This window comes from Mesorhizobium sp. AR07, assembly GCF_024746815.1.
Lineage (GTDB): Bacteria > Pseudomonadota > Alphaproteobacteria > Rhizobiales > Rhizobiaceae > Mesorhizobium.
In genome coordinates, this window is record NZ_CP080528.1 from 58,987 (window position 1) to 71,801 (window position 12,815).

The 12,815-nt window shown below is 61.0% G+C and carries 12 protein-coding genes and 6 pseudogenes; 11 read left to right on the forward strand and 7 right to left on the reverse strand.

The genetic code is table 11. From position 1 onward, the window contains the following. Positions 1-40 precede the first annotated feature (40 nt). Positions 41-931 carry a hypothetical protein gene (locus BPNPMPFG_RS36450; RefSeq protein WP_258598676.1) on the forward strand — a complete coding sequence of 297 codons (891 nt, stop codon included), beginning with the start codon at positions 41-43 and terminating at the stop codon, positions 929-931. Here the strand turns inward: BPNPMPFG_RS36450 and BPNPMPFG_RS36455 are convergent. After that, a complete protein-coding gene (locus BPNPMPFG_RS36455; protein WP_258598677.1) occupies positions 923-1,501 on the reverse strand; it encodes a hypothetical protein in 579 nt (192 codons plus the stop codon). The two genes, BPNPMPFG_RS36450 and BPNPMPFG_RS36455, sit on opposite strands and share 9 nt — an antisense overlap. Here BPNPMPFG_RS36455 and BPNPMPFG_RS36460 point away from each other — a divergent pair. From BPNPMPFG_RS36460 to BPNPMPFG_RS36490, 8 genes and pseudogenes are all read left to right on the forward strand, one after another. Then, positions 1,500-2,205 (forward strand): annotated as a pseudogene (locus tag BPNPMPFG_RS36460) (IS6 family transposase). The gene BPNPMPFG_RS36455 and the pseudogene BPNPMPFG_RS36460 sit on opposite strands and share 2 nt — an antisense overlap. 100 nt (positions 2,206-2,305) lie before the next feature. Next, complete coding sequence (locus BPNPMPFG_RS36465; RefSeq protein WP_183455383.1) at positions 2,306-3,892, forward strand: NAD(P)/FAD-dependent oxidoreductase; 1,587 nt, start codon at positions 2,306-2,308, stop codon at positions 3,890-3,892. A gap of 51 nt (positions 3,893-3,943) precedes the next feature. Continuing rightward, the gene (locus BPNPMPFG_RS36470; RefSeq protein ID WP_183455384.1) at positions 3,944-4,348 is read left to right on the forward strand and encodes a c-type cytochrome; all 405 of its coding nucleotides are present in this window, start codon (positions 3,944-3,946) and stop codon (positions 4,346-4,348) included. A 176-nt stretch (positions 4,349-4,524) separates the two neighbouring features. After that, a complete protein-coding gene (locus BPNPMPFG_RS36475) occupies positions 4,525-5,514 on the forward strand; it encodes an IS5 family transposase (RefSeq protein ID WP_258598680.1) in 990 nt (329 codons plus the stop codon). 41 nt (positions 5,515-5,555) lie between these two features. After that, positions 5,556-5,759 carry a DUF6946 family protein gene (locus BPNPMPFG_RS43350; protein ID WP_413776936.1) on the forward strand — a complete coding sequence of 68 codons (204 nt, stop codon included), beginning with the start codon at positions 5,556-5,558 and terminating at the stop codon, positions 5,757-5,759. A gap of 3 nt (positions 5,760-5,762) precedes the next feature. Continuing rightward, a complete protein-coding gene (locus BPNPMPFG_RS36480) occupies positions 5,763-6,284 on the forward strand; it encodes a hypothetical protein (protein WP_258598681.1) in 522 nt (173 codons plus the stop codon). A gap of 298 nt (positions 6,285-6,582) precedes the next feature. Next, positions 6,583-6,831, forward strand: coding sequence for a type II toxin-antitoxin system Phd/YefM family antitoxin (locus BPNPMPFG_RS36485; RefSeq protein WP_258598683.1), 249 nt, complete (start codon positions 6,583-6,585; stop codon positions 6,829-6,831). A 3-nt stretch (positions 6,832-6,834) separates the two neighbouring features. Next, positions 6,835-7,269, forward strand: coding sequence for a PIN domain-containing protein (locus tag BPNPMPFG_RS36490; RefSeq protein ID WP_258598684.1), 435 nt, complete (start codon positions 6,835-6,837; stop codon positions 7,267-7,269). A 147-nt stretch (positions 7,270-7,416) separates the two neighbouring features. Here BPNPMPFG_RS36490 and BPNPMPFG_RS36495 read toward each other — a convergent pair. Next, positions 7,417-7,650: pseudogene (locus BPNPMPFG_RS36495) on the reverse strand (hypothetical protein); the annotation flags it as partial. Then, positions 7,637-7,853, reverse strand: a pseudogene (locus tag BPNPMPFG_RS36500) (IS110 family transposase); the annotation flags it as partial. The pseudogenes BPNPMPFG_RS36495 and BPNPMPFG_RS36500, both read right to left, overlap by 14 nt. Before the next feature lie 83 nt (positions 7,854-7,936). On the opposite strand from BPNPMPFG_RS36500, the pseudogene BPNPMPFG_RS36505 reads away from it, so the two are divergent. After that, positions 7,937-8,761 (forward strand): annotated as a pseudogene (locus BPNPMPFG_RS36505) (IS1380 family transposase); the annotation flags it as partial. Between the two features lie 117 nt (positions 8,762-8,878). On the opposite strand, the gene BPNPMPFG_RS36510 reads toward BPNPMPFG_RS36505, so the two are convergent. The 4 genes and pseudogenes from BPNPMPFG_RS36510 to BPNPMPFG_RS36525 all read right to left on the reverse strand — a co-directional run bounded on the left by BPNPMPFG_RS36510 (position 8,879) and on the right by BPNPMPFG_RS36525 (position 12,016). Beyond that, positions 8,879-9,088, reverse strand: a complete 210-nt coding sequence (locus BPNPMPFG_RS36510; RefSeq protein ID WP_258598685.1) for a hypothetical protein — start codon at positions 9,086-9,088, stop codon at positions 8,879-8,881. Between the two features lie 524 nt (positions 9,089-9,612). Continuing rightward, positions 9,613-10,428: pseudogene (locus BPNPMPFG_RS36515) on the reverse strand (IS91 family transposase); the annotation flags it as partial. Beyond that, positions 10,429-11,148, reverse strand: a pseudogene (locus BPNPMPFG_RS36520) (IS91 family transposase); the annotation flags it as partial. 4 nt (positions 11,149-11,152) lie between these two features. Further along, positions 11,153-12,016 (reverse strand): tyrosine-type recombinase/integrase, encoded by an 864-nt coding sequence (locus BPNPMPFG_RS36525; RefSeq protein WP_258598686.1) that lies wholly within the window; start codon positions 12,014-12,016, stop codon positions 11,153-11,155. Positions 12,017-12,275: 259 nt separating this feature from the next. On the opposite strand from BPNPMPFG_RS36525, the gene BPNPMPFG_RS36530 reads away from it, so the two are divergent. After that, positions 12,276-12,755 (forward strand): ProQ/FinO family protein, encoded by a 480-nt coding sequence (locus BPNPMPFG_RS36530; protein WP_258598687.1) that lies wholly within the window; start codon positions 12,276-12,278, stop codon positions 12,753-12,755. Positions 12,756-12,815: the final 60 nt, after the last annotated feature.

Here is a 12,815-nt window from a genome sequence, read left to right on the forward strand (position 1 = left end):
GACCGGGCCCGCACAGACATGGACGCCGGATGGAGGTGCGATGAGTCAACAGCCATTCTTCAGTGATGGTCCTTCGGGTCGGGCATATGCCAACGTCATGGCCGCATCCAACGAATCGACGAAGCGCGCCCGACGGCTTTGCGCGGACCTTTGGGAAGAATTCGAACCGTATGCCGATCGGGACTTCCTCGGCGAAGTCGACGTCAAATTTGATGAGCGGTTCTGGGAGATGGACCTCACGGTCACCCTTATCCGCCTTGGATTCCAGGTCACTTGTCCCAAGCCAGGCCCGGATGTCGGTATCGTCGTCGATGGGCTGCGGATCTGGTTCGAGGCGGTCTCCCCATCGCGGGGCGCCGACGGCTCTCCCGACCAAGTACCAGAGGCGCGCAACGACGGCACCGTGCAGAGCGTCCCCAATGCGCAACTGGTCCTGCGCTACCTCAACAGCATCTCCGAGAAATTCGAGCGGCAATATCGCAACTGGCTCCAGATCGGAGCGGTCGCAAAGGAGGACGCGTTTGTCATCGCGCTGAATCCCAGGAGACTGGGCTTCGACTATGCCGACACAATTCCCCCACGCATCCTGCAGGCCGCCTTTCCAGTGGGGCACGCCTTCATCTCGTTCAGCCGTGACAACCTCAGGCCAACCCAGCGAGGGTTTGAGGTGCGCCCCTCCCTTGCCAAGGCTTCGGGGACGCTGGTCGACACCGGCGTATTCCTCCATGAAGGCTACGAGGCACTCAGCGGCCTGCTCGTTTCCCGAGTCGATGTTGTCAATCGACCGGAAGGTCTGGGCCAGGACTTCCAACTCCTTCCCAACCCCGTGGCTGCCGTTCCCTTGCCAGCCAAGTTTCGGCTCCCCGGAACCTACTTCGCTGTCAGTGCGACCGAGGACGGCTACAACGTGCAACCCGAACCCTCAGAGTGAGGCAGACGGATCGAGGAAGAATGCCGCGGCCTGCTGATCCCTCAGGCTGAGCACGTAGTGTGCAAACGCCTCGTTCTCCCCGATCGACCTATCGAGCAACGCATTCAGTAGGCTGAGGCTCCGCTGTTGCTGCTCCCCAAGGCCGCGCCGCGCATCCACCAGATCGGCGTCGTCCGACGCGCAGATGAACGAGAGGAATTTGCCGAGAAGGCCGGTAACAATATCTGAGACTTGAATTCCGGCTTCGTCGTGGGAAATCGCGAAACGGAAGTGCTTCAACTCATGATCGCCGTCGGTGAAAGGCGTCTGCTGGAGATGCGCCTTCACAACCTCCTCGACATCAAGGATGTGCTGGGAATTCTTGACGAGGCAAATCCTCTGCACGTAGAACGGCGCGAAACCCTCGATGAGCACGTTTGGTGTCTCGTCCTCGAGGTAGGGCAGCGCATCAAGTCGCTCGGCGATCTGGAGCACGCCCTTCAGCATCATGTAGTTGAAATGCGCGAGCAGGTCCCGGGGTGCTGTCACATTGATTGAGGGGTAAGGAAATTGAGGTAGCAGCGCGCCCATGACCGTGAGTGCACCGACCTACAAGAACCACCGCTATCCGGTCGAAATCGTGGCCCGTGCTGTCTGGCTCTACTTCCGCTTCAATCTGAGCCTGCGCGATGTCGAGGAAATGCTGCTCGATCGCGGGATCGTCGTTTCCTACGAGACCATCCGCCGATGGTGCCGAAAGCACGGCCCTGATTATGCGCGCCGCATACGCCGTAAGTCGCCGACGAAAGACGATGTCTGGCATCTGGATGAAGTCGCGGTGCGCATCAACGGTCAGAAATGCTGGTTGTGGAGAGCGGTTGATCAGGACGGATATGTGCTCGACGAGATTGTCCAGACGCGTCGCAACACCAAGGCCGCCAGGCGCCTGCTGACGCGACTTCTGAAGAAGCAGGGTCTGCCGCCAAAGCGTATGATCACCGACAAACTGCGCTCCTACGGGGCGGCCAAACGCCAGCTCATGCCGAAGGTGGAACACCGCTCGCATAAAGGCTTGAACAACCGGGCGGAGAATTCTCACCTGCCATTCCGAAAACGGGAACGAACCGCGACAGGGTTTCCGGTCGGTCGGCTCATTGCAGCATTTCGTGTCGATCTTCTCCGCCGTCCGAAATCTCTTCGTCCCATCCCAGACCAACCGCTCCGCAGCACAAATTCGAACCCATCGACGCCAGGCAATGGCCGCGTGGGAAGCCGTGAGTGCACGGCCTGCCTGAAAAGCGCGGTGTCGGCCTCACGCGGCCACATTTCAAACAACGTGACAACGCCCCGCCCGGTTATTCTCGTCCTTGCGATCCCCCTGAAAGAGTAGTTCCGATGCTTCCTCCCCAACTCAGCCGCCGCGATCTCCTGACCATGATCGGCGCGCTTGCCGGCAGTGAGGCCATGTATCAGGCCATGACGACCCTGGGCTTCGCGCAGGAGTCGCCCTACAAGGGTCCGATCAAGCTGGACGGCGATCCGAAAGGGGCTTCCGTTCTCGTACTCGGCGGCGGACTGGCCGGCATGGTCGCTGCGTACGAGCTCAGCAAGGTCGGTTACAAGGTGCAGGTTCTGGAGTACAGGGAAAAAGCCGGCGGTCGCTGCTGGTCGCTGCGTGGCGGCGACAATTACACCGAGCTCGGCGGCTTCGAGCAGGAATGCAAGTTCGACGAGGGTCTTTATATCAATCCCGGCCCGTGGCGTATCCCTTACCATCACCATGCCGTGCTGGATTACTGCAAGCGGCTCGGCGTCAAACTCGAGGCGTTCGTGCAGGTGAACCACAACGCCTACTTGCATTCGGTCAAGGCGTTCGAAGGCAAGCCGCAGCGCTACCGCCATGTCAGCGCGGATTTCAACGGCCATGTCGCCGAGCTGCTTTCCAAGGTGACGAAGCAGGGTGGACTCGACCAGGCGGTCTCGACGGAGGACCGGGAGAAGCTGCTGGAAGCGTTGCAGAGCTGGGGCGCGCTTGACGAAAACTACGCTTACGTCGCTGGCACTCACAGCAGCGAGCGGCGAGGCTTTGATATTGAACCGGGCGGCGGCCAGATGCCGCTGGCCAAGCCATCGCAGCCGATAGGGCTCTCCGACATCGTGCAATCCGGCCTGTGGAGCAGCCTTAGCACTGGCAGTCTCTATGACTACCAGACCACGATGCTGCAGCCGGTCGGCGGCATGGACATGATAGCCAGGGCGTTCGAGAGGGAAGTCGGCAGCCTTACCAAATACAACGTGAAGGTCACGGAGATCGACCAGGACGACGAAAGCGTCACCATCCGCTACGAGGATGCGCGAAAGGGCGGCGAGGCGCAGACCGCCACCGCTGACTGGTGTATCTGCACCGTGCCGTTCTCCGTGCTCAGCCAGATCAAAACCAAGGTGTCGACCGAAACGAAGGCGGCGATTGACAACCTGCCTTACGGTGCCGCGATCAAGGTGGGATTGCAGTTCAAGCGCCGCTTTTGGGAAGAGGACGAACACATCTACGGCGGCATCACCTACACCGATCTGCCCAACACGCTGATCTCCTATCCCAGCACCGACTATCACAGCCCGGGCAAGGGCGTGCTTCTCGGCGCCTTTTCATTGGAGGCCTGGGCTTACGAGTTCACGTCGCTGCCGCCGGAAGAGCGCATCCAGAAGGCGCTGGAGTACGGGGCTCAGATCCATCCGCAATACAAAGACGAGTTCGACAACGGCGTTGCCGTCGGCTGGCACCGCGTGCCATGGACGCTCGGCTGCTATGGCGAATGGACCGAGGAGAAGCGCAAGGAACACTATCATGCGGCAAGCTCGATCGACGGGCGCATCGCCATGGCCGGCGAGCACATCTCCTACATGCCGGCCTGGATGGAAGGAGCGATCCTGTCTTCGCTCGATGCGATCGGGCGTCTCCACCAACGCGTGGTCAGCGGCTGACGGCCCGCCGCCAGCCAGCTCGCCCTGATCGCAATCTGGAGACTTTTGGACATGAACCGGATCACCTCTTTCGCCGCCACCGTTGCCGTTGCGGCTTTCGCTGCGTTTCCTGTTTTTGGGCAATCGTCCGACTCGACCGGTTTTGGCAATGCCTCGAAGATCCAACCCAGAGATGGCGCCGGCATTTACGCGGCGATCTGCCGGGGTTGCCACATGCCGGAAGGCGTCGGCGCAGTCGGGGCCGGCAAATATCCGGCGCTCGCCAAGAACGAGAAGCTCGAAGCGGGCGCTTATCCGGTCGTCATGGTGGTCAAGGGTCAGAAGGCGATGCCGCCGCTCGGCTCCTATCTCGATGACGAGCAGGTGACGGCCGTGGTTAATTACATCCGTACCAATTTCGGCAACAACTACACGGATGCGGTGACTGTCGAAGACGTGCAGGCGGCGCGCCCGTAAACCCGGTCTGAACAGGTCATTGCAGGCGCATTACCGGCGGGCGCACGCTGACCTTCCTTGGCTCCGCGGCTATCTCGAACAGGAGTTGGTGCCGCTACGCTCGGCGTTGGTGCACGGATCTTTTATTGGTGTGGGTTTAGGCAAGCGGTAACCGCAATAGCCTTTGTAGCGTAGCCATGCCTTTCAAACATAATACCAGCCGCCGCCATCATATTGAGAAGATGAAGTTCAGGGTGACGAACTGGCCAGAATATGAGGCAGGACTTCGTCATCGCGGCAGTTTGACCCTGTGGGTGACGCCGGAAGCTCTGTCCAGGTGGCAAGCGCCAAGACGCAAGACACGTGGCGGCCAGCACCGCTATTCTGATCTGGCGATCGAGACCACCTTGACGCTGGGCCTTGTGTTTGGCCTGCGGCTGCGCCAGGCAGAAGGCTTGCTGGAATCGGTGCTGCAACTGATGGGGCTGGCGCTCGCTGTCCCCGATCATACCACCCTGAGCCGTCGGGCGCGGACATGGCAATCGCTCAACAAACGGCATGATCGCCAGGTTCCGCCGGAGGGACCAGTGCATGTTCTTGTCGACAGCACCGGCCTGCAGGTCTACGGCGCGGGTCAGTGGCTGGAGGAGAAGCACGGCACCAGATCCCGTCGCAGTTGGCGCAAGCTGCATCTGGCACTGGATGCCGACAGCGGCGAGATCATTGCCCATACCCTGACTGATCAGGACACTGGCGATGTCTCTCAAGTTGAGCCACTACTCGACCAGATTGGCGGTCCGATCGGACAGTTTACTGCTGACGGCGCCTATGACGGAAAACCGACTTACGACGCAGTCATCGATCATAGCGCTGCCGCCGCAATCGTCATTCCGCCTCGCGTCAACGCGGTCGAACCATTCGACGATAGACCTCCCGGCCAAAGGAACCAGCATATCGCCGCAATCGGCAGAGACGGCCGGATGAAATGGCAGGTCTCCAACGGTTATGGCAAACGCTCGCTGGTCGAGACCGCCATAGGGCGATACAAGTCCACCATCGGGCGGCGTTTGCGGGCACGGTCGCTTCCCGTTCAGCAGACCGAAGTCGCCATCGGCTGCGCCGTCCTCAACCGCATGCTTGCCTGCGCACGCCCGAAATCCGCCCCCCGCAAGGCGGCCACGGCATAGTCTGCCGCTTCAAAGATCGACATCCGCTCAAGTCCGGACCCATGCACCAACGCCTGCGCTACCAACTACTGCATCGAACCTCAGCAGCATTGTTGGAGGCGAAGCGGTTCAAGACGGACGAAGCGGCGATGATCGTACATTCCTTCTCCTTCTCCGTCTCCGGATGTGGTTCGCTGACTTCGAGCGGTTTGCCAGCCTTTTCGGCATGTCGGCTCGACCAGACCAACCAATCATCATCGTTTTGAAAAGTGGCCGACGCCTTCGGTTGGGTTGGGCGACCGGAAATCAAGAACATCTCTCACATTGAAGGCTCCATCATTTTGCAAAGGAGACTGTACACGTCAAAGCAGATGGGTGACGCTTGCGAGATGGTGGTCGCCGCTGAACTGACCCTTGCCGGAGTGCCGGCTCTCAAAGTTCCTGACAACTGGCCTGGCTACGATGTCATCGCTCAGCCACTCGGGCATTCCCCGCAAAGGGTGTCTGTAAAGTCTCGAACGTTCAAACAAGGGCCGTCCTACGTCACCTACTACGACTTCGATCAGTTCGATTGGCTTGCAATCGTTATCCTGCTGCCAGATGTAACAAATGGCAGGGCAATTTACCTGATCCCGAGAGACGTTTCCGACGCCCTCGCGCGCAGGGATAAACCAACCAGCAAGACGGCTGCCGAGCGCTATTTCCGGGTCGATCAAGTTGAGAGTTTGTTTGAAAAATATCGCAACTACTTCATTCTCCACCCTGTCGGGCGAGGCCTTGTGGCAGTGTAGTGCCGTAAGATAGATACTTTCGACCAACCCCTCCGGGATTGCGGAGCGGCAAGGAGGGAGTGCCCCGCCGGCGTGGTGATTGTGGCAGCCTTGAGGTGTGGTGCTGCTCTCGGAACGTCTGGAGTACGACTGAGCTCGCCGAGCAGAATCGGCGGCAAATTCCATCGTCCGGGGTTGCAGCGATTTCCGCCCACGGCAGCACTCCAGACGTCAATTGAAGGATAGGACAACGGTCCTATCTCTTGCACCTGTCAACAAAACAGACTATGATCATCGGTAGTCATATGGAGACGTCGACATGAGAGAGATTCAGCTGAAGGACGCGAAGGCCACCTTGTCGGCGGTGGTCGATCAGGCCGTTGCCGGGGAGCCTTCCGTGATCACCCGCCACGGCAAGCCGGAGGCCGTGCTTGTGTCTTTCGAAGAATGGGAGAGGGTTTCCAAGGTGCCCAGCTTTGCAGACCTCCTGCTAGCCTTCCCGGGCGACCCCGACGACATTCCGGAACGGAAGCGGAAGCCCGCCCGCGCTTTGCGTGAGGGCCTCTAGCCCGTGTATCTGCTGGACACGAATATCGTGTCGGCCGACGCGCCGACGAAAAAGGAAGTCGGCTTGCAGCCGTTCGCCGACTGGCTGCGCAAGAATAATAACCATCTGTACATGTCGACGGTCACGGTTGCGGAGATCGAGGCGGGCATTGCCCGCGCCGTTAGGATCGGCGCGACGACGAAGACAGCACGACTGCGCCGCTGGCTCGCCGCCGTCGAGCAGCTCTATGCTGGCCGCATCCTGCCGTTCGGCATCGAGGAGGCCCGCCACGCCGGCGCGATCATTGACCGGGCGCGGGCGCATGATCCCGGCTTCGAAGACATCGCGATAGCCGCCACGGCGGCGGCGCGAGGCTACACGGTCCTGACGGCAAACGAGCGGCATTTTCAGCCGCTCGGGGTGCCGTGGGCGAACCCGCTCAAGGAACTCCCGGCTTAGTCCACGCTCTCGAAACGAGCGACCGCAAAGCGGTTGGTCTCGAACCAAGATTGATCTCGGTCGTAGATGTAATCTGCCCCCACTGATCGCGGTGGTTCGCCCGCGCCGAAATTCGCACCGCGAGGATCCTTGTTTCTTGCGGCGCGCGGGTCGTTCCTTCCTCAAGTTGAGGTAGGCGATCCGCTCCGGGATCTCGGCATGGCCCAACCTCACGCCGTAAAAGAACCGCAGCGCGCACACCGTCTGGTTCAGCGCCGGCCACGAGATACCGGTCGAAACCAGATGCACCTGGAAGGCGCGAACGTCCTCCCGCCCAAGCCGGTCAATCGAAAGCGTTATTTGAGGTGGATGTTCCCCCGCGGTACGCCACTTCGTGACCAAGTGCCGCGATCTCGCGCGCCCAGTAATGCGCACCCCCGCAGGCCTCGATGCCGACCAGACACGTCGGCTGCTTCTCGAAGAACCGCAACACCTCGGCACGGCGGAGCTTCCGGCTGACGATTGGAGCCCCCTCGGCGTCAGCGCCGTGCATCTGAAAAAACCTGCTTAGCCAAATCCAGCCCGATAGTGGTAATATGCTTCACGGAACGGCTCCTATTTTGTGGCGTTGAATAAACGACCACGTTTTAGCACTCTGATGCTGCGGTAGCGGGCCGTTCCACCTCATCATTATGACGAATACGGCTTCCAGCCGATCGTGGTGTTCGATGGCGATGGCCGGTTCGTCGGTGCGGTTCTTCGGCCAGCCAAGCGGCCGAGCGGGGCTGAGATCCGCCCCCATCTGCGCCGCCTGGTGCAGGCGATCCGGAACAATTGGCCGAACACACGGATCCTGATCCGGGCCGACAGCCATTATTGCAGTCCACCGGTCATCGACTGGTGCCGCGCCAATGATGTCGACTTCATCATCGGGCTGGCGCCCACCACGACGCTGCGCAAGCATGTCGCGGATCTGGAAGCCAGCACGCTGGCGCGCTTCGAGGTGTCGGAGAAAACGAACAAGGTCCGCCGCTTCAAGGAGTTCGTTGACGGCGCCGCCAGCTGGAGCCGCGTCGAGCGCATCATTGCCCGCGTCGAGGTCGGTGCCCAAGGTAGCGACACTCGCTTCATCGTCACCAACCTTGCTGGCGGGAAAGCCAAGGCGCTCTACGAGGATCTCTACAGCCGGCGCGGCGCAGCCGAGAACCACATCAAGTCGTGGAAGACGCATCTCGCCGCCGACCGCACATCCTGCACCAGAGCGACGGCCAACCAGTTCCGGTTGTTCCTGCATGCCGGTGCCTACTGGCTGATGTGGGGCCTGCGCGCCGCAATGCCGAAGCGTTCCAGCTTTGCCGTCGCCCAATTCGACACGCTGCGTCTGCGCCTCATCAAGATCGTCGCGCGGGTGGTCGAGATGAAGACCCAGATCCGCTTGCATCTGCCGACATCCTGCCCCGACCAGCGCATCCTGCGCATCGTGCTCGACCGCATCCCGCGGCTCGTGACGTAGCCGACGGGGCGCTGACGCCTCGAAACGAACCCGCCGACCGCAACCCGCAAACCCCCGCCTGCCATCACGACGGATCAATCCCGGCGCCGATGAAGCTCGTCAAAAGGCACCGCATCGCTAACCAGATGACCCATCAGCCGCCGAAAGCCGATCGCTGTGCATCAAACGGGTTAGTTCCTCGACTGTTTCTGCCGACAGACGGCGATCACGAAGCCGCGCCCCTGCAATATTTTCAAGCTCGGCTCTCATCTCTTCAACAAGCGTCTTCGCGCAACGGAACTCCGCGGCAAGGATGTTTTCCACCCGCGCCTGCAGGCCGCCGTTCATACCTGCTGCCACAGCGGTTTCGCACGTCCCGATCCCGTCCGGAGGTTTGGAAATACGCGGCTCAGTCGCCGTTCCAGACTGAGAGGGAGGACTGAGCTTTGGCAATGTCCGAACAACAACCCAATGGGCAGCACTTCCTGCTGTCGCCCGCGTGCCGGAAGCGACATCTCATGTATCTCGGAATCTGGAGGGTTATGTGAGGTCGCATCGGTCGTCGCGGCGAGCTCGAGCGACCTCACATAAGCCGGATTGAAGTAAGGCGCGGGTTGTTAGCCGCTGTTATGGGGATAGTAGGGCACGCTGTTTGACGGCGATAGCGAATTCGTCGCGTGCAGCGGTGGCACGACCGAATTTTGGCTTGATCCGGCGACCTTCGCGAGCAGCTTGGCGGGCGATCGGTGGCGATTTTTGCGCTCTCAATGCACACTGTCGGTCTTTCGGAGTGGCCAGGGCCAAGCGGTGTCGCGCGCAGGCGGGGCGCTTGGTTTTGCGGGCATATCGGAGGGGGTGCGGATTGTCGGAGTTCATGATGTATCGCACCAGAAAGATGATGGCCGGGGCGGCGAAACAGGCGCAACAGTGATCCCTGTCCTGTGCATGGGACGCCGGCAGTCAGGGCATTCGTAGGACTGCCTGTGCTGTGATTTGTCGGCCTGCGGCTGCCCGCCTGCTGGTGATGGCTGGTCGAGGAGCTGCCTGCAGAGACCGATCCGATCCCGTCGGTGGCTGTTGGCGAGAAAGCCGAAGTGACGCATGCGGTGGAAGCCGGCGGGAAGCACGTGAAGAAGAAAGCGCCGGATGAACTCGCGCGGGTCAAGGCGCATGATCTTCTCGCGGTCCCGACCATTGCCACGGTAATCCTTCCATCTGAAGGCAACATGGCCGTCATCGACCTCGACGATGCGGCTGTTGGCGATGGCAACACGATGGGTGTAACGGCCGAGATAGGCGAGCACCTGGTCAGGGCCGCCGAACGGTGGCTTCGAATAAACAACCCATTCGACGCGGCGAGCACGCGCGAGATGGCGGGTGAACGCCTCGTCGTCGTTGAGATGGCTGAGTTCGTTGGAGAAGCGGAGTTCACCGTGAGCGAAGACGTCGGCAAGGGCAGTCAGAAAGAGCCGCCGAAACAGACGCGACAGCACGCGCACGGGCAGAAAGAAGCCCGGCCGGCAAGCGACCCACCTTGACCTGCCGGGCGAGAGACCGCCGCCTGGCACGACGCAATGGACATGGGGATGATGAGTCATGGCCTGGCCCCAGGTGTGAAGCACGGCGACGATGCCGATCTCGGCGCCCAGCCGCTTGGGGTCGGCGGCAACGGCCTGCAGCGTCTGGGCAACCCATTCGACGCGGCGAGCACGCGCGAGATGGCGGGTGAACGCCTCGTCGTCGTTGAGATGGCTGAGTTCGTTGGAGAAGCGGAGTTCACCGTGAGCGAAGACGTCGGCAAGGGCAGTCAGAAAGAGCCGCCGAAACAGACGCGACAGCACGCGCACGGGCAGAAAGAAGCCCGGCCGGCAAGCGACCCACCTTGACCTGCCGGGCGAGAGACCGCCGCCTGGCACGACGCAATGGACATGGGGATGATGAGTCATGGCCTGGCCCCAGGTGTGAAGCACGGCGACGATGCCGATCTCGGCGCCCAGCCGCTTGGGGTCGGCGGCAACGGCCTGCAGCGTCTGGGCTGCGATCCGCATCAGCAATGCATAGACGACCGCCTTGTTGTGAAAGGCGATCTCGGCGATGCCAGGTGGTAGCGTGAAGACCACATGAAAGTACGGGACCGGCAACAGATCGGCGACGCGTGCATCGACCCACTCCTTGCGGGCCGCGCCCTGGCACTTCGGGCAATGGCGATTGCGGCAGGAATTATAGGAGATGCGGGTCCTGCCGCAATCGTCGCAGGCATTGACGTGACCGCCGAGCCTGGGTGTCCGGCAAGCTTCGATCGCGCCCATGACGCGTCGCTCGCCGCGGCCCAGATGGCCGGCGTTCTCACGCCTGTAGGAGCTCCCATGTCATCGAAAGATGTCGGCGACTTCGAAGGTGGGGCGCAACCGATTACGATTCCGGCGGCGTCACCTCCAGTCGTAATCGATCGAGCGGACTGGCCGTCGACCGGATCGTGTCAGTGGAGACCTGCGTATAGCGCGCTGTTGTCGAGAGGTGGGCGTGGCCGAGCAGGACCTGGATGATGCGGATATCGGTCCCGTTCTCGAGCAGGTGAGTGGCAAAGGAATGCCGCAGCGTATGGACGGTGACGTGCTTGGAAAGACCCGCCGCCGTAACCGCCGAACGGCAGGCGGAATGCAGCACCCACGGCTCGATCGGCTTGTCAGGATCGCGCCCAGGAAACAGAATGTCCTTGGGCCGCGCCAAGCGCCAATAGCTGCGCAGGATACCGAGCAGTTCCGGCGACAGCATGACGTAGCGGGCTTTGCCGCCTTTGCCACGCGTGATGTGGATCACCATCCTTGAGCTGTCGATATCGTTGGCGCGAAGACCACAGACCTCCGAGACCCTGAGACCGGCGGCATAAGCTGTTGTCAGAGCCACCCGCGCCTTCAAGCTGGAGACAGCTTGAAGAAATTCGACGACCTCGTCGCTGGAAAGAACAACCGGCAACTGGCGAGGCTCGCGCGCATACGGAATATGCTCCGGGATTGTATCCTGGCCGAGCGTTACGCCATAGAGGAACCGGAGTGCGCAGACGATCTGGTTCAATCCCGACCAGGAGATGCCCTTCGACACGAGGTGAACCTGGAAGGCATGGATATCGTCAAGGCCCAGCCGATCGGGCGATCGGCCAAAATAGCGGCTAAACTTTGCGACTGCATAAAGGTAGGATTGCTGCGTGGCCGGAGATAGATTGCGGACTGTCATGTCCTCGATCATCCGGCGACGCAGAGGGCTCATCTCTGCCATCTGGATCTCCTGTCTGAAGGATGGGTTTGCAACACCCAAATCCTCTCAGACAGGAGGCGTCTCTCAAAGCGGGCACCAATTGCCGCGACTAGCGGCTTAGTTCAATCCGCAAACAGTACTCGATCTGGAGGAGCCAGAGCCCGCTGCTTTGCCCTGCGGGACGAATGCCCATTTTTCTCAGACGCACCATAATCGTTGCATATATGCACGCTATGAAGGTCAGAATTGGGAACGAAAACAAATCGGGCGAGGCTTGATCATGTCGACCGCTAGCCGAGGGAAATCGCCCGCACAGCTTTTCCGCCATCTATCGGCAAAGTGGCCTGCGGCGTTCAATCCGAAAGCCCCCAAGCCGCTCAAGATCGGCATCCATCATGACATTCGCGTGCTTGATGGCGAACTGTCTGATGATGAATTGAGGAGAGCCCTGCGCGCCTATACCAGCATGGCCAAATACTTGGCGAGACTGGATGCCGGCGCCGCGCGGGTCGATCTCGATGGCGAGCCGGCCGGCGAGGTATCGGATGCAGACGCGGCGACCGCCAAGGCTTTGCTGTGCGCCCGTAAGGACAAGCAAGAGACCAAGCAAACGCCGGAGCCAAGGGCAGAGCCTGAAGCGCCACCCAAACCGAAACCGAGGCAAACGGCCGTGTTCAAGGCGAAGAATACGGCCGACAGCCCGACCGGAATAGTCGTTGAGACGAAGCGTCGCCGGTCTTTCCGAAAGCCGATGGCTTGATCGTCGCTGAGCAATCACGTTGTTCGAACAGGAAAGCCGCCTAGCTCTGCATTGGCAAGC